11 protein-coding genes and 1 tRNA gene are annotated in these 15,328 nt (G+C 64.2%); 7 read left to right on the top strand and 5 right to left on the bottom strand.

The features are described from left to right. Positions 1-29: 29 nt before the first annotated feature. Both scpA and BN69_RS16675 read left to right on the top strand, forming a co-directional pair. The gene (scpA, locus tag BN69_RS16670) at positions 30-2,192 is read left to right on the top strand and encodes a methylmalonyl-CoA mutase (protein ID WP_014892821.1); all 2,163 of its coding nucleotides are present in this window, start codon (positions 30-32) and stop codon (positions 2,190-2,192) included. Between the two features lie 278 nt (positions 2,193-2,470). Continuing rightward, complete coding sequence (locus BN69_RS16675; protein WP_014892822.1) at positions 2,471-2,662, top strand: DUF6494 family protein; 192 nt, start codon at positions 2,471-2,473, stop codon at positions 2,660-2,662. 789 nt (positions 2,663-3,451) lie between these two features. Here the strand turns inward: BN69_RS16675 and BN69_RS16685 are convergent. After that, positions 3,452-3,528, bottom strand: a tRNA-Asp gene (locus tag BN69_RS16685). A 211-nt stretch (positions 3,529-3,739) separates the two neighbouring features. Here BN69_RS16685 and BN69_RS16690 point away from each other — a divergent pair. The 4 genes from BN69_RS16690 (at position 3,740) to BN69_RS16710 (ending at position 9,234) form a co-directional block, all read left to right on the top strand. Beyond that, positions 3,740-4,012 carry an FAD assembly factor SdhE gene (locus BN69_RS16690; RefSeq protein ID WP_014892824.1) on the top strand — a complete coding sequence of 91 codons (273 nt, stop codon included), beginning with the start codon at positions 3,740-3,742 and terminating at the stop codon, positions 4,010-4,012. After that, positions 4,009-7,545: a transcription-repair coupling factor gene (mfd, locus tag BN69_RS16695; protein WP_014892825.1), complete on the top strand. Its 3,537-nt coding sequence runs from the start codon at positions 4,009-4,011 to the stop codon at positions 7,543-7,545. The genes BN69_RS16690 and mfd overlap by 4 nt, the downstream gene beginning before the upstream one ends. Before the next feature lie 194 nt (positions 7,546-7,739). After that, entirely contained in the window at positions 7,740-7,970 is a 231-nt protein-coding gene (locus tag BN69_RS16700; RefSeq protein WP_014892826.1) for a hypothetical protein, read from the top strand. A 298-nt stretch (positions 7,971-8,268) separates the two neighbouring features. Next, positions 8,269-9,234, top strand: coding sequence for a Spy/CpxP family protein refolding chaperone (locus tag BN69_RS16710; protein WP_014892827.1), 966 nt, complete (start codon positions 8,269-8,271; stop codon positions 9,232-9,234). A 135-nt stretch (positions 9,235-9,369) separates the two neighbouring features. Here the strand turns inward: BN69_RS16710 and BN69_RS16715 are convergent, their stop codons facing one another. Then, positions 9,370-10,992, bottom strand: coding sequence for a multicopper oxidase family protein (locus BN69_RS16715; RefSeq protein ID WP_244434983.1), 1,623 nt, complete (start codon positions 10,990-10,992; stop codon positions 9,370-9,372). A gap of 234 nt (positions 10,993-11,226) precedes the next feature. On the opposite strand from BN69_RS16715, the gene BN69_RS16720 reads away from it, so the two are divergent. Beyond that, positions 11,227-12,225, top strand: coding sequence for a TonB family protein (locus BN69_RS16720; protein ID WP_014892829.1), 999 nt, complete (start codon positions 11,227-11,229; stop codon positions 12,223-12,225). Positions 12,226-12,630: 405 nt separating this feature from the next. On the opposite strand, the gene BN69_RS16725 is transcribed toward BN69_RS16720, so the two are convergent. From BN69_RS16725 to lgt, 3 genes are read right to left on the bottom strand one after another with little or no spacing between them, the layout of a single operon-like run. Beyond that, positions 12,631-13,410: a purine nucleoside phosphorylase YfiH/LACC1 family protein gene (locus BN69_RS16725; RefSeq protein ID WP_014892830.1), complete on the bottom strand. Its 780-nt coding sequence runs from the start codon at positions 13,408-13,410 to the stop codon at positions 12,631-12,633. Between the two features lie 10 nt (positions 13,411-13,420). Then, positions 13,421-14,503: a class I SAM-dependent methyltransferase gene (locus tag BN69_RS16730; protein WP_014892831.1), complete on the bottom strand. Its 1,083-nt coding sequence runs from the start codon at positions 14,501-14,503 to the stop codon at positions 13,421-13,423. After that, the gene (gene lgt / locus BN69_RS16735) at positions 14,500-15,324 is read right to left on the bottom strand and encodes a prolipoprotein diacylglyceryl transferase (protein WP_014892832.1); all 825 of its coding nucleotides are present in this window, start codon (positions 15,322-15,324) and stop codon (positions 14,500-14,502) included. The genes BN69_RS16730 and lgt overlap by 4 nt, the downstream gene beginning before the upstream one ends. Positions 15,325-15,328 lie beyond the last annotated feature (4 nt).

Below are 15,328 nucleotides of genomic sequence, written 5' to 3' on the forward strand. Positions count from 1 at the left end.
GAGAAAGCGGTAAAATAGCCGAGGAAAGAATGTCCGCGATACCGAACTTTGCATCGATTCCCTTTGCGCCCGTCGCGCCCGAGCAGGAGGCGAAGCCCCGCCGCTGGCTGACGCCGGAAGGGATCGAGGTGAAGAACGCCTATGGCCCCGAGGATATCGAGGGCCTCGCCTTCGTCGACGGCTATCCGGGCGTCGCCCCTTACGTGCGCGGACCCTATCCGACGATGTATGTCGCCCAGCCCTGGACGATCCGCCAATATGCCGGCTTCTCCACCGCCGAGGACTCGAACGCCTTCTACCGGCGCAATCTCGCCGCCGGCCAGAAGGGCCTCTCCGTCGCCTTCGATCTCGCCACCCATCGCGGCTATGATTCCGACCATCCGCGGGTGATGGGCGACGTCGGCATGGCGGGCGTCGCGATCGACTCGATCTATGACATGCGCACGCTGTTCGACGGCATTCCGCTCGATCAGATGTCCGTGTCGATGACGATGAACGGCGCGGTGCTGCCGGTTCTCGCGCTCTTCATCGTCGCGGCGGAAGAGCAGGGCGTGCCGGCGGAAAAGCTCACGGGCACGATCCAGAACGACATCCTCAAAGAATTCATGGTGCGCAACACCTATATCTATCCGCCCGACCCTTCGATGCGCATCGTGTCGGATATTTTCGCCTATACGTCCAAACATATGCCGAAGTTCAACTCGATCTCGATCTCCGGCTATCACATGCAGGAGGCGGGCGCCTCGGCCGATCTCGAACTGGGCTATACGCTCGCCGACGGCGTCGAATATGTGCGCGCGGGCGTCGCGGCGGGGCTCGACATCGAGGCCTTCGCGCCGCGCCTTTCCTTCTTCTTCGCCATCGGCATGAATTTCTTCATGGAGGTCGCGAAGCTGCGCGCCGCGCGCCTGCTCTGGGCGCGGCTGATGAAGGATCTCGGCGCCAAGTCCGAGAAGAGCCTGACGCTGCGCACGCATTGCCAGACGTCAGGCTGGTCGCTCACCGCGCAGGACGTCTACGTCAACGCCATCCGCACCTGCGTCGAGGCGATGGCGGCGACCCAAGGGCATACGCAATCTCTGCACACTAACGCGCTGGATGAAGCGCTCGCGCTGCCGACCGACTTTTCGGCGCGCATCGCCCGCAACACGCAGATCGTGCTGCAGCAGGAAAGCGGCACGACGCGGATCATCGATCCCTGGGGCGGCTCCTACTATGTCGAACGCCTGACCGCGGAGCTCGCCAAAGGCGCGTGGAAGCATATCGAGGAGATCGAATCGCTGGGCGGCATGGCCAAGGCGATCGCCGCTGGCGTTCCCAAGCAGCGCATCGAGGAGGCGGCCGCGAAGACGCAGGCGCGCATCGACAGCGGCGCGCAGGTGGTCGTCGGCGTGAACAAATATCAGCCGGTGAATGACGCCAGGCCCAATGTGCTGAAGGTCGACAACGCCGCCGTCCGCGCCGCGCAGCTCGACAAGCTCAAGCGGCTGCGCGCCGAGCGCGATGAAGCGAAGACGCAGGCCGCTCTTGACGCTCTCACCGAAGGCGCCACGTCGGGCGCAAATCTTCTCGATCTCGCGGTCAAGGCGGCGCGGGCGAAGGCCAGCGTCGGCGAGATCTCTTTCGCGCTCGAAAAAGTGTTCTCCCGCCATCAGCCGAAGGCCAATGTGATTTCGGGAGTCTATGCGCGCGAGGCCGGCAGGGAGAGCGTTCATCTTGGCCGCGTCATCGGCATGACGCGCGACTTTGAAGAAAACGTCGGGCGCAAGCCCCGTATCCTCGTCGCCAAGATGGGTCAGGACGGCCATGATCGCGGCCAGAAGGTCATCGCCTCGGCCTTCGCCGACATGGGCTTCGACGTCGTGATCGGCGATCTCTTCGCGACGCCCGACGAAGTCGCCAGGAAAGCGGCGGAAGCCGACGTGCATATCGTCGGCGTCTCGACGATGACCGCGGGGCATCTCACACTGACGCCGGAGCTGCGCGACGCGCTCAGACGCGCCGGGCGCGGCGACATCATGATGGTCGTCGGCGGCGTCATCCCGCCCGATGATTTCCAGGCCTTGTATGATTCCGGCGCCGCGGCGATCTTCCCGCCCGGCACCAATATTCCGGTGGCGGCGGAGCAGCTGCTGCATGAATTGAACATCCGCCTCGGCTTTGCGCAGCGCGAAGTGGCGAAGGCGGGTTAGCCGAGTATCTCTAGGGGTGATTGAAGGCCGGTAGGCGCCCCACCGGGCGCGGCTTGCGCCGCGCGCCCTCCCCGCAAGGGGAGGGATCGAACACGAAGGCCGTCGTCTTTCCTTTATAAGTTATTGCAATTCCTGTCCGTCCGTTGCGCGCGACGCTGATGCAGCGCCAATCCCTCCCCCTTGTGGGGATTCGCGAAGCGAACCGGGTGGGGGCCTTCCATGCATGACGCCGCCTCTTCGCGTCCTATCTATTCGCACGTAAGCTAGGGAGCCGGGCGATGGACGAAGACGCTTTCAATATGGCCGTTCGGAAGTTTCTCAAAGAGGTGGGCGTCACCTCGCAGCGCGAGATCGAGCGCATCGTGCGCGATCACAAGGTAGACGACGGCCGTTTGAAGCTGCGCATGGCGTTGACGGCCGAAGGCACGCCGCTCAACCATATCGTCGAAAGCGAGATCGACCTGCGCTGAAGACGTCAGCGCCCCTGATTCATATGCAACCGCGCATCGCGCGGCTGCACTGTCCTTGGTTTCCAGTCGTCGTTTAGCCAGTCTGGACCGGAAAGCCTACCAGCATGTGCAGCCGCCGTACCCATAGGCGGGGGCGGCTGCGCCATAGTAGCCCGGGGTGGCCGCGCCGTAGTAGCCAGGGTAGCCATAGCCGTACGGGGCGCTCGCCGCCGCGCCGAGCGCGAGGCCGGTCGCCAGTCCTGCGACGCCCAGTCCCAGTCCGGCGCCGCCATAGCCCCAGTAGGCCCCGCGGCCCAACCGCCACCGTACCCCCAGTGGCGGCCAAATCCGCCTCCGCCCCATCCGCCCCCGCCCCAACGGCTCCATGCGGAGGCCGGGGTGGCGACCGACAAGGCGCCGACCAGCATGGTTGCGGCGAGCGCTGTCGTGAGTAGCTTGCGTGAGTTTTTCATTCCCAATGCTCCAGGTCCTCATGTGAGGAGCCCCCCGAGCACGCCTAACGCGACACCAGTACTCTTGTTCCGGGCAGGAGGCTTGGCCGGGAGGTCTTATCTTGCGGAGGCCGGGGCTTTCGGATTGCTCTTTCAGCGCTCGAACAGGGAAGACTCGCATGAATTCCGTCGCGCTAAGTCAGACGCTTGCTGATTGCGCGTAAAGCTCGGCGCCGGGCGCAGGCGGATCTGCAGACGAGCGTAAGATCGCGTGAGCGAACGGAACGAAGCGCGCCGACTTGAAGCGATTGCAAAAGGCGTCAGATCGGTGATGCGCGAGGTTTCTCTATGGAAGTGTTGGCGAGAGAGACGGGACTTGAACCCGCGACCTCCGGCGTGACAGGCCGGCGCTCTAACCAACTGAGCTACTCCCCCGCGAGCGCGCGCACGCGAGAGGCGCCAGATAGCGCAGCCGCATCTTGAGGTCAAGGAACTTCGCCAACGCGGAGTGTCAGACGAAGCGCCGCGGGGTCGGGCAAGCCGTGCGCGCGCCCCCGCCGCCCGGTCTCTTTCGCCGACCTTCCTTTGCCTTTCCTTTGCCTTTCCTTTGCGCCTGCATTAAGCCTCGCGCCATATAAGGAGACTGATGTTGGACGACGACATGCGCAGGCGGCGCATCCGGGTGCGCGCCTGGCGGCGAGGCATGCGCGAAATGGACATCCTGATGGGGAGTTTTGTGGACGCGCGAGTCGAGACGCTTCCCGCAGCGGCGCTGGACGAACTCGAGACTCTGCTCGACCTGCCCGACGCCACGGTGTTCGGGTGGCTGTCGGGAGCTGAACAGCCGCCGGCCGAGCATGACACGCCGGTTCTGCGGCAGATCATCGCCTTTCACCAACATGACGGCCCGATCCATTGAGCGCGGCTGCGACAAAGCTCAAGAAAGCGGCGGCTGGACTCGAAGCGGCGCGTAGCGGTCTCGTCAAGGGCGAAAGGCTGATTTTCGCCCATGCGCCGGATGGCTTCGACGCTTTCGTCAGCGCCGATCTTGCGCGCGCGCTCGCACGCGAAGCGGAAGGACAGGCGGCGGTCTTCGTCCATGTCGCGCGCGACGGCGCGCGGTCGGCGGCCTTTCGCAACGCCCTGCGTTTCGCCAATCCCGACGTCGAAATCCTCGACATTCCGGGATGGGACTGTCAGCCCTATGATCGCGTGTCGCCGCACGCCGGAGTCGTGGCGCGGCGCATGACGGCGCTTTCGCGTCTCACGCGCGCAAAATCCTCGTCCGAACGGCCGCGCGTCGTCACGACGACCGTCGACTGCCTGCTGCAGCGCGTTCCGCCCCAAAAGATGGTCTCCGCCGAAAGCTTCGCCGCCGCGCCCGGCAATGTGGTCAAGCTCGACGAATTGGCGCTTTGGCTCGAGTCGAACGGCTATCTGCGCGCGAGCACGGTGCGCGAGACCGGCGAATATGCGCAACGCGGCGGCATCGTCGATCTTTATCCGCCGGGTCTGCCGGCTCCGATCCGTCTCGATTTCTTTGGCGAAACGCTCGAGTCGATCCGCTCCTTCGATCCCGATACGCAACGCGCCACGGGGCAGCTCCGTTCGCTCGACCTGACGCCCATGAGCGAAGTGCGGCTGACGAGCGACACGATGCGCCGCTTCCGGCAGTCCTACGCCGCGCGCTTTGGCGGGCAGACGCGCGGCGACGCGCTTTATGAGGCCGTCAGCGAAGGCCGGCGCTTCCACGGCATGGAGCATTGGCTGCCGCTCTTCTATGAGCGGATGGATACGCTGTTCGATTATCTGGGCGAGGCGCCTGTCGTGCTCGATCCGCTTGTCGAGGACGCTGCGGCCGAGCGCGTCAAGCAGATCGAGGATTATTACGACGCGCGCAAATATGCACATGATCTCGATCCCGCCGCCTCGAATTATAAGCCGCTCGAACCGCGCGCGCTCTATCTGTCGCTTGAGGATTGGCGCGCCGCCATCGAGGGGCGCGCGGCGGCGCAATTCACGCCTTTCGCCGCGCATGAAGGCCAGAAAGCCATCGACTGCGGCGCGCGGCCCGGCCGCGACTTTGCGCCCGAGCGCAATACGCCCGACGTCAATGTCTTCCAGGCGGCCGCGGACCATATCGAGGCGCTGCGCGACGCGGGCGGAACCGTCGTCGTCACCGGCTGGTCTGAGGGTTCCTGCGAGAGGCTCGGCCATGTGCTCGCGGAACATGGCGCGCCTGACTTGCCGCGCGTCGCGTCGCTGCCGCAGGCGTTGTCCAAGGCCGTCTCCATAGCTGTTCTCGGGATCGAACACGGCTTCGAGACGGATGCCTATGCGGTTGTCGGCGAGCAGGACATTCTTGGCGATCGCTTCGTGCGTCGCCGCCGCAAACGTAAGCCGAACGAAAATCTTCTGGGCGAAGTCGCCGCGCTATCCGCCGGCGATCTCGTCGTGCATGTCGATCACGGCATCGGACGCTTCGTCGGACTCGAAACCATCTCCGCCGCCGGCGCGCCGCACGATTGCCTCGAACTCCACTACGCCGGCGGCGACAAGCTCTATCTCCCCGTTGAGAACATCGAGCTCCTGACGCGCTATGGCGGCGAAGACGCCGAAGCGCAGCTCGATCGCCTCGGCGGCGCCGGCTGGCAGTCGCGCAAGTCGCGGATGAAGAATCGCATCCGCGAAATGGCGAAAGGGCTCATCGAAATTGCGGCGCAGCGGCAGCTGCGCGAGGCGCCGAAGCTCATTGCGCCGGAAGGACTCTACGACGAATTCTGCGCGCGCTTTCCTTATGATGAAACCGAGGATCAGCTCGCCGCCATTGATGCGACGCTCGATGACCTCGCCGCCGGCCGGCCGATGGATCGACTCGTTTGCGGCGACGTCGGCTTCGGCAAAACCGAGGTCGCGCTGCGCGCCGCCTTCTGCGCCGCCATCAACGGCAAGCAGGTGGCCGTCGTCGCGCCGACCACCTTGCTCGCGCGCCAGCACTACAAGACGTTCACCGAGCGCTTTGCGGGCCTGCCGGTGCGCATCGGACGATTGTCGCGGATGGTCGGCGCCGCGGAAGCGCGCGAGACGAAGAAGGACCTCGCCGAGGGCCGCATCGAGATTTTAATCGGCACGCATGCCGTGCTCGGCAAGACGGTGAGCTTCAAGGATCTTGGACTCGTCATCATCGACGAGGAGCAGCATTTCGGCGTCGGCCACAAGGAGCGGCTGAAGGAGTTGCGCGCCGAGGTGCATGTTCTGACGCTCTCGGCGACGCCGATACCGCGCACGCTGCAGCTCGCGATGACGGGCGTGCGCGAGCTTTCGATCATCGCCACGCCGCCGATCGACCGGCTGGCGGTGCGCAGTTTCGTCTCGCCCTTCGATTCGCTTATCGTGCGTGAAGCGCTGCTGCGCGAGCGCTATCGCGGCGGCCAGGCCTTCTTCGTTTGTCCGCGCATCGAGGACCTCGAGGAGGCCGCGGCGTTTCTGCGCGAAAACGCGCCTGAATCGAAATTCGTCACGGCGCATGGGCAGATGAGCGCGAGCGAACTCGAGGACAAGATGTCGGCCTTCTGCGACGGCAAGTTCGACATTCTGCTGTCGACGACGATCGTCGAGTCGGGCTTGGACATCCCGCGCGCCAATACGCTGATCGTCTGGCGCGCCGATATGTTCGGCCTCGCGCAGCTCTATCAGCTGCGTGGCCGCGTCGGCCGCGCCAAACTGCGCGCTTATGCGTTGTTCACGACGCCCGCCAACCGGACGATCACGCCTCAGGCGCAAAAGCGTCTGGACGTGCTGCAGTCGCTGGATACGCTTGGCGCGGGCTTCCAACTCGCCAGTCACGATCTCGACATTCGCGGCGCGGGCAATCTGCTTGGCGAGGAGCAGTCGGGACATATCAGGGAGGTCGGCTACGAGCTGTATCAGCAGATGCTCGCCGACGCGATCACGCTGCTGAAGGCTGGAGTCGAGGAGCCGCAGGAGGAAGCCTGGTCGCCGACGATCGCCATCGGCGCGCCGGTGACGATACCGGAAGACTATGTCGCCGACCTCACGCTGCGCCTGCAGCTTTATCGCCGTCTGTCGACGCTCGAAACGGATCAGGACATCGAAGCGTTCGCCGCCGAAATGATCGACCGTTTCGGCCCGATCCCGCCGGAAGTGGAACAGTTGCTCGAGATCGTCGCGATCAAGGCGCTCTGCCGGCGCGCCCATGTCGAGAAGATCGACGCCGGCCCGAAGGGCGTCATCGTCGCCTTCCGCGAAGATAAATTCGCAAATCCCGCCGGGCTCGTGCGTTATGTCGCGGAGCAGCGGACAAGCGCCAAGGTGCGCCCCGACATGCGCGTTGTGTTCATTCGCGAATTCGAGAACACGAAACAGCGCCTCGCCGGCACGCGCCGAATTCTGCGCGCGCTCGTCGAGATCGCGGAGAAGAAGGCGGCTTAGCCTTGCTGAATTTGCTTCGCTGCGGCGCATTCTTTCGCAGCTGCGAAAACAAAACTGCGGCAAAACGGCGCAAACGATCACTGTAGAAATTGCGACACGAAAAAGTAGCATTTTATACGCGCGTGAACTCGCGCCTTGCGTCGCCTTTTGGAGGAACGGGCGACGCGAGAACTACATCATCAGGGAGAGGAAACATGGCTTATAAGCTTTTTGCCGCCGTCGCCCTCGCTTCGGCTGCGGCCCTGACGAACCACGCCTTTGCCGGCGAGCAAGCATCGACGGTCGAATGGAAGCCGCCGCAGGCGGTGGGCCAGCCTGGATACAAGGAAGAGACGACCAAACCTCGCGAGGCCGTGGCGCCGCGCCCCATTGGTCAGGATCCTTATGCGGCGCGCAATGTGAACGCATCGTCGCAGAATCGGTAGGACCCGAATCGAGTGGCATTTGAGTGTCCTAAGCGGTGAACTCACCAGCGGCGGGCGCGAGTCCGCCGCGTTTCGCCGTGCAGTATTGCTTTGCAAAGTCGCAGGATCGCTTTTTGAAATTCATGCGTCCGCGTGACGATTCGCCCATCGCCTCACGGCTTGATCTGTGACAAAGTTGCAGACGTTCAACGGCGCCTGATGCTCGGTTAGGCGCTCAACATGCGCGAACCTCCATAATTGATTCGTCGCGCCAGCGACGACAGGAGCGATCGCGACAAACATCGCAAGGGAGGGCGCCATGACGACGCGAAAACAAACATCGCGCGGAAAATTGCTTGCGGCGAGCGCCGCCGCTTTGCTCCTCGCCGCTGGACTCTCGGCGGCGCGGGCGCAGCAGGGCGGCGCGGAACACGGCGGCATGGACCATGGCAAGATGGACCATGGCGCCATGGAGCAGGGCGGCGCCAACGCCCCGGCGCAATGGGCGGACCCTGGCAAGGCGCAATCAGGCGGCGCTGAATCCGGCAAGGCCGAAGACAAGAGCGAAGCGGGCAAGGCCGACGAAGGTCATGCAGGCCATCACGGCGGCATTTCGGGCATGGGCCACGGCGGCGGTCAAAGCGGCGGCATGGGCGGCGGCATGGGCGGCATGATGGGCGGCATGTCGGGCATGGGCCAAGGCGGCGGCCAAAGCGGCGGCAAAGGCGGCATGATGGGGGGAATGTCGGGCATGAGCCACGGCGGCGGCAAGGACGCCGGCGACGGCATGAGCGGCATGTCGCATGCCGGCGGCGCGATGATGAACAAAATGGTCTGCGGCTTCGCCGATCATCTTGAGGGACGCCTCGCCTATCTGAAGGCCGAGTTGAAACTGACCGACGGGCAAACCGGCGCCTGGAACGCCTTCGCCGAGGCGTGGCGCGCCGCAGGGCATAAGGCGAAGCAAAAATGCGACGCCGCCGATATGCGCGCGGACCATTCCAAGCCGGAAGTTTTGAACAAGCTCACGATGATGGAGAACCATATGGTCGACCATATCGAGGCCGTGCGCGCGCAGAAGGCGGCGATCGAGTCGCTCTTCACCAGTTTGAGCGACGAGCAGAAGAAGACCGCAAGTGAGACGCTGAGCGGCATCATGAAGGTCGGCATGTCCATGGGCGACATGATGGGCGGCATGATGGGCGGGATGGGCGGCGGCATGATGGGCGGCATGTCGCATTCAGGCGGCGGCGGCATGGGCGGCATGGGCGGCATGCAGCATTAGAGCGCGCAGCATCGCTCCCGGCGGGCCGTAGGCCCGACCGGGAGCGCGTTTGAATGGACAGCTTTTAAGATTGAGTTAGATAGACCGCTTCTGGATGCGAGAATGCGCGTCGCGGCCCGGCGCGTTTAAGCCGCTCTACTCCACCGAGAACTCGCGCATCATGCCAGCGTCCTCATGTTCGAGATTGTGGCAGTGATACATGAAGCGTCCCTTGAAATCGCCGAACGGCTTGATGATTCGCAGGCGCTCGCCCGGCGTGACGAGCACGGTGTCCTTTAGTCCGCTGTCGATGAAGCCGTCGCGGACCGAGGCGTAGGCGTCCTCGTCGCCCTCGAAGCTGCGCTCGACAATCTCGAAGGGCTGGCCGTGCAGATGGATGGGATGCGCCATCGACATCATTCCCATCATGCCCATGCCGCCCATTCCCATGCCGCCCATCATGCCCATGCCCATGCGGCCCATGCGGCCGCGCATCATGCCGCCGCCCATCATGCCCATGCCGCCACGCTCAAAGAAAATTTCGATGAGCTGCGTCGTGTCGACGGGAATGCGTTCGCGCGGCTGTATGTCGTCGTGGCCATAGGGGCGGCCGTTGAGGAACATCGCCATGCGCGCCATGGTGATGGCGATCGGAAGGGGGTCGTCCGGATTGGCGATCTCGTCCTTGCGGCAGCGCCTGATTGTCGAGAGCTTTTCCGGAAGCCTCCATGAATCGGTCGAAGCTTTCGTCACCCTGGCCGTAAACAGAGGGAATTCCTCGCCCATCGCGAGATCGCTTCCCATCATGCGCTGCGCCATCGGCGGAATCAGACCGTAGAATTCTCCGCTCAGCATCGTCAGCTTCGCGCCTTGCGGACGGCCGCTGAAATCGACGATGAGATCGACGCGCTCGGCGGGCGCCAGCATCACATAGGGCCGCGTTTCCGCCTTCTCCAACAGGCCGCCGTCGACGCCGATCACGGTCAGCGGAGTCCGGTCGTCCCAGCACAGCTTGTAGATGCGCGCATTCGAGCCGTTGAGGATCCGCAGACGGTAGGCGCGGCTCGCGACGTCGAGCGTCAAATTGCATCGTCCATTGACGAGCGCGCGGTCGCCATAAAAACCGAACATGCTCGTATGCATGTCGCCGCCATAGGCGAGCTGATTGTCGCCGTCGAACGCGCGATCCTGGATGACGAGCGGAATTTCGAATTCGCCGGACGGCAGTCCGAGCGCGCGCTCTTCCTCGTCCTCAACGAGGATGGCGCCCGCCAGGCCGCGATAGACCTGCGTCGCGGTCTTCTCGTGCGTATGCGGATGATAGAAATACATCCCGGCGCGATTGCGGATCTCGAATTCGTAGACGTAGGTCTCGCCCGGATCGATCGCCGCCGCCGGATGGCCGTCCATCAACATCGGCACATGCAGGCCGTGCCAATGCGTGACGGTTTCCTCCGGCAATTCGTTGCGCAGCCGGATGCGAATCTTTTGTCCCTTGGCGAAACGCAGCAGGGGGCCGAGGTAAGCGTCAGGCAGCGCCGTCAGCGCGTTGGCCGGACCTTTGATCAGATTGCCGACGTAGCGCCACACCCGCGTGGCCTTGCCCGTCAAGATGGACGTTTCGTCGCGCCTGCAGATTAATTCGAGTTCGACGTCCGGCGTGAAGGCGTCGGACGCCCGGTTCGGCGCGATCCGGCGCATCGTATGCCCCTGGCCCAAGGCCGGGGCGCCGATCGTCGCCGCTGCGCCCGCGCCGATGAGAAATCCTCGGCGAGACAAGGACCTGAAGCTTTTCATACATTCCCCCCGCGCGGCGTTCGAGCGCCACTTAAATTAGATAGATCTTATGTATGCGGTCGCGGGGCGTTGATAACTGCGGCAAAAGGCGTCATGTTTTTGCGGGGGCGCGTTTTTGCCCAAAGGCGGCTATAATTGGAGTGTGGCGCCCCCCGGTCACCGACCCAGATCGATAATGCAAGCAGCGGCGGCGCTGGAGCGCGGCTTTCCATCGCAATGAACGACAGCAGCCACCAACGCGCCTTTAGCGCGACCTTTGGCGTGGACGCCCTTCGGCGGCGGCGCGCGCTCGTCGTGCGCCCCCGCTTCCTCATGTTTCTCCTGCTGTGCCTGCTGGCGCATCTGTGCGTCCTCGCGTTCCTGCTGTTGGAGGACTGGCGCGCCGCCCGCGAAGCGCCGCGCATCGTCGAGGAAACGCCCGTCGAGGTGATCACCGAACCGCCCCCGCCGAAGCAGGAAGAGCCCCCTGCGCCCGAGCCGGAGAAACCCCCGGAGCAGCAAAAACAGCAGCAGAAGCCGCCGCCGCCACCGCCGTTGGAGGAGGAAAAGCCTGCTTTCGACGCCCCCGAGGCCGAGAGCAAGACCAAGTCCGACGTCAACGCGCCGGAGGAGAAGGACCTCAAGACGCCGAAGAACGCGCAGGAGAAGGACGCGCCCAAGGACGACAAGCCTCAGGGCATGAAGGACGGCGAGGACGAAGACGGAAAGGCGAAGGCGCCGGAAGAGACCAAGGACACGCCGATCGAGGACAAGAGCGACGCCGAAGTCATCGAGCAGGCCGCGCCCGAAAAGAAGCCGCAGGAGAAGCCCGACCCAAACGAAAAGGGGCCGGTCAAGAAGGGCGAGGGCAATTCCATCGCCGATCAGCTCGCGGCGCTCGCGCCGATACCCGACTATAAGCTTGCTGCGCCGCGCAAATTCTCGCCGGTGGGCGGCGGCCATGCGAAGACCACCTATCTGACGATCCTCTACGGCATGATCATGCCGCACATGCGCATTCCGCCGCGCGTGCGCGGGAGCGGCGCGATAGGCAGGGGCGCGGTTGTCTTCTACATCGACGAATCGGGCAATCTCACCCACCAGGCTGTGCACCAGCCGAGCGGCGCGCCCGATCTCGACGCCGCCGCTCTCGCAGCCGTGCGCCGCGCCGCGCCGTTCCCGGCGCCGCCGCGCGGCCTGCCGCATTCGATGATCTTCAGCTACGCGACGAAGTAGGCCGCTCCAAGGAACAACACTTTTTAATCCGCTCGTCGCCCAGACCCATAAACTGGATGCGTGACGTGTCGGCGAATACCGATCCCGATAGGAAGCAGCTGCAGTGTTCTCTTTGACTTAATTGGCAGATGCGCAATTCATCTTGGAGGGCAGCCGGTGCAGGGAATGGAACCAATACGCCAATTCGCGCCGCAGGCTGAAAGAGACGGGGCAATCGCAAATAGCATGAGCATCGATAAAACTAGCGGCAATCGCATACTTTGGCTCCAATAACAGACTAGGCTCGCTATCAAGGAATCTGGCTAACTCAAAGTGAGTATAACGCGCATTCTGAAATACGCCTAGGCGTTCGGCGGAACATGACGCGCCATCCTTCACATGACAAGGGTGATTACGGTAATCACATCAGATCAGCGCGATCGCCGAGACGAGCCGTCCATAGTCCGGCTCCTTGCGATGGACGCTGCGGCGGTAGCTGAAACAGCGCGCTTCATCCGCATAAGTGTCGACGCCAAGATCTTCGAAGGAGGCGACGTCCAGCGCCTCGACGCGTGAGGCGATGAAGCCCGGCAGATCGAAGGTCGCATGGCCTTCGCGCGCCGTCGGCGTAAAAAAGCGCGCGAAGGCTTCGTCCGTTTCGCGAAACTGATCGATGAACTCCGGCCCAACTTCATAGCTCGTCGCGCCGATCGCCGGGCCGAGCGCGACATGGATGTCGCCGCGGCGCGCGCCATGCGCCTCCATCTCTCCGACGGTCGCTTCGATGACGCCGCCGAGCGCGCCTTTCCAGCCGGCGTGACAGGCGCCGATCACGGCCGCCTTCACGTCGGCGAACAGCAGCATGCCGCAATCGGCGCCGGTGACTCCGAGCGCGAGCGAAACTTCCGTCGTCACCACGCCGTCGCATCGCGGCCGCGCCTCAGCGCTCCACGGTTCACGCACGGCGCGCGCCTCTGCGGAATGGATCTGGAACGGCACCAGCAGGCGCTCGGCCGCCACTCCGAGACGCGCCGCCATGCGGGCGCGATTCTCCTCGACATGCGGCGGCGCGTCGCGCGAGCCGACGCCGCCATTGAGCGAGGCGTAGACGCCTTCGGACACGCCGCCATCGCGGGTGAAAAAGGCGTGGCGCAGGCCGGGCAGGCTGAGATTTCGCGCGGTCAGCGCAGGCGTTTCGGACGTCATCGCGCCGATATTACACGAAAAATCCCGGCAGGTCGGGCATGTCGGGATGGGTCACCGCCATCACTTTGAACAGTTGGCCCATCTGATCGCGCGCATGGTCGACGCCGGTGAGACGTTCGAAAGCGTCGATGATCGACTGCGCCTGTTCAGGCGTCGCCTTTTTCGACAAGGTCTCGGCGCGGCGTTCGATGCCAAGCTGCAGCAGAAATTGCGCTTGCGTCACCGGGCCCATCACCTTGGCGCCGCGCGCGCGCGCGGCGCGCGCCAAAGCGGCGAAATCGACGTGAGCCGTGAGATCCGCTTCGCCGGGAGTCGCGAGCGGATCGACATAGGCGTGGCGCGACACCGCCTGGAAACTGTCGCCGAGCGACGTCTGCTCATAGCCGTAGTCGATGAGCAGCAGCGCGCCGCCTTGGGCGACGAGCCGCGCGGCGATGTCGCCCATAAGTTTTTGGCTCACGGCGCTGACTTCGATGATCGACCCTTCGCGCGCCGGGACGTTGAGCGTCGGCTCGATCTGATCGGACAGTCCGAAGGCGAGCTCGCCTTGAGCGTCGAGCCCGACAAGTTGTTCGCGCCAGCCGCTGGCGGTCTTGACGAAGTGCCTGACGGGCAGGGCGTCGAAAAATTCATTGGCGAGGATGAAGGCTGGGCCGGGAGGGATCTCGGCAAAATCCAAATGCCATTGCGCCGGCTTTGCGGCCCTGGCCAGCGTCTGGCGTTGCGCTTCGCGCAGCACCGGACTGGTTTCGACCAGATGCACGCTGACGGCGGAAAAGAAGTTGGGCGCGATCGGCGTCACCCGCAGCACGTCCGACATCAGCGTGCCGCGGCCGGGGCCGAGCTCGACGAGCCGGGCCTGAGACGGCGCTCCCGCGGCGCGCCAGGCTTCGGTGACCCAGACGCCGAGCAATTCGCCAAACATCTGGCTGATCTCCGGCGCGGTGATGAAGTCTCCGCCCGCGCCGAATGGATCGCGCGTCATGTAATAGCCGTAGCGCGGATGCGTCAGGCAGAGCGACATGAATCGCTCGAGCGTCATCGGACCGTCATGAGCGATCGTCTCGACGATCTCTCTTTGCAAGGCGCTCATGCCGTCGCGCTCCTCGGGCGCAGCGCGAACAGGATCGCCGCCGCGCCAATTAAGACAAGCGGCGCAGAAAGGACCATGCCCATGGTCAGCCCATTGGGCAGCGCTTCCTGAACCGGATCGGGTTCGCGAAAAAACTCGCAGAAAATGCGCGCCAGCCCATAGCCGACGCCAAAAAGGCCGGTGGCGAGACCCGGGTGTTTGAGCGCGCCTTGACGCGCCGCGAGCCATAACAGCAACCCCAGCGCCAAGCCTTCGAGCCCCGCCTCATAGAGTTGGCTGGGATGGCGCGGGACGTCGCCCGCGCCGGGAAAGACCATCGCCCAGGGAACGTCGGTTTCGCGTCCCCACATCTCCGGCTTGATGAAATTGGCGAGCCGGCCGAAGAAAAGTCCGATCGGCGCGACCGTAGCGCAAATGTCGCTCACGGTGAGCAGCGGCACGTCGTTGCGACGGCCGTAAAGGGCCATGCCGATGATCGCCCCGACGAGGCCGCCATGAAAGGCCATGCCGCCTTTCCAGGTTTGAAAAATTTCCAGCGGATGCGAGAAATAGAACGCCGGATCATAGATCAGCACATGCCCGAGTCGTCCGCCGATGACGACGCCGAAGGCGACGAAGATGAGAAGATCATCGAGAGATTCTCGGCTTGGTCGCGGTTGGCCGCGCCGCCAGAGCGCATCGTTCGCGGCGAGCGCGCGCAAGCCGAGCCAGCCGAAGAGAAAGCCGCCGATATAGGCGAGCGCATACCACCGCAGCGGCACGGGCCCGATGTTGACGGCGACAGGATCGATCACTGGAAAGGGAAGCACGAAAATCGGCATTAAC

It is taken from the genome of Methylocystis sp. SC2 (assembly GCF_000304315.1).
Classification (GTDB): Bacteria; Pseudomonadota; Alphaproteobacteria; order Rhizobiales; family Beijerinckiaceae; genus Methylocystis.

What these genes read in the sequence shown, in the direction of transcription:
- scpA (WP_014892821.1), top strand. Translation starts at nt 30, where the DNA reads ATGTCCGCGATACCGAACTTTGCATCGATTCCCTTTGCGCCCGTCGCG.
- BN69_RS16675 (WP_014892822.1), top strand. Translation starts at nt 2,471, where the DNA reads ATGGACGAAGACGCTTTCAATATGGCCGTTCGGAAGTTTCTCAAAGAG.
- BN69_RS16690 (WP_014892824.1), top strand. Translation starts at nt 3,740, where the DNA reads ATGTTGGACGACGACATGCGCAGGCGGCGCATCCGGGTGCGCGCCTGG.
- BN69_RS16700 (WP_014892826.1), top strand. Translation starts at nt 7,740, where the DNA reads ATGGCTTATAAGCTTTTTGCCGCCGTCGCCCTCGCTTCGGCTGCGGCC.
- BN69_RS16710 (WP_014892827.1), top strand. Translation starts at nt 8,269, where the DNA reads ATGACGACGCGAAAACAAACATCGCGCGGAAAATTGCTTGCGGCGAGC.
- BN69_RS16720 (WP_014892829.1), top strand. Translation starts at nt 11,227, where the DNA reads ATGAACGACAGCAGCCACCAACGCGCCTTTAGCGCGACCTTTGGCGTG.
- BN69_RS16725 (WP_014892830.1), bottom strand. Translation starts at nt 13,410, where the DNA reads ATGACGTCCGAAACGCCTGCGCTGACCGCGCGAAATCTCAGCCTGCCC.
- BN69_RS16730 (WP_014892831.1), bottom strand. Translation starts at nt 14,503, where the DNA reads ATGAGCGCCTTGCAAAGAGAGATCGTCGAGACGATCGCTCATGACGGT.
- lgt (WP_014892832.1), bottom strand. Translation starts at nt 15,324, where the DNA reads ATGCCGATTTTCGTGCTTCCCTTTCCAGTGATCGATCCTGTCGCCGTC.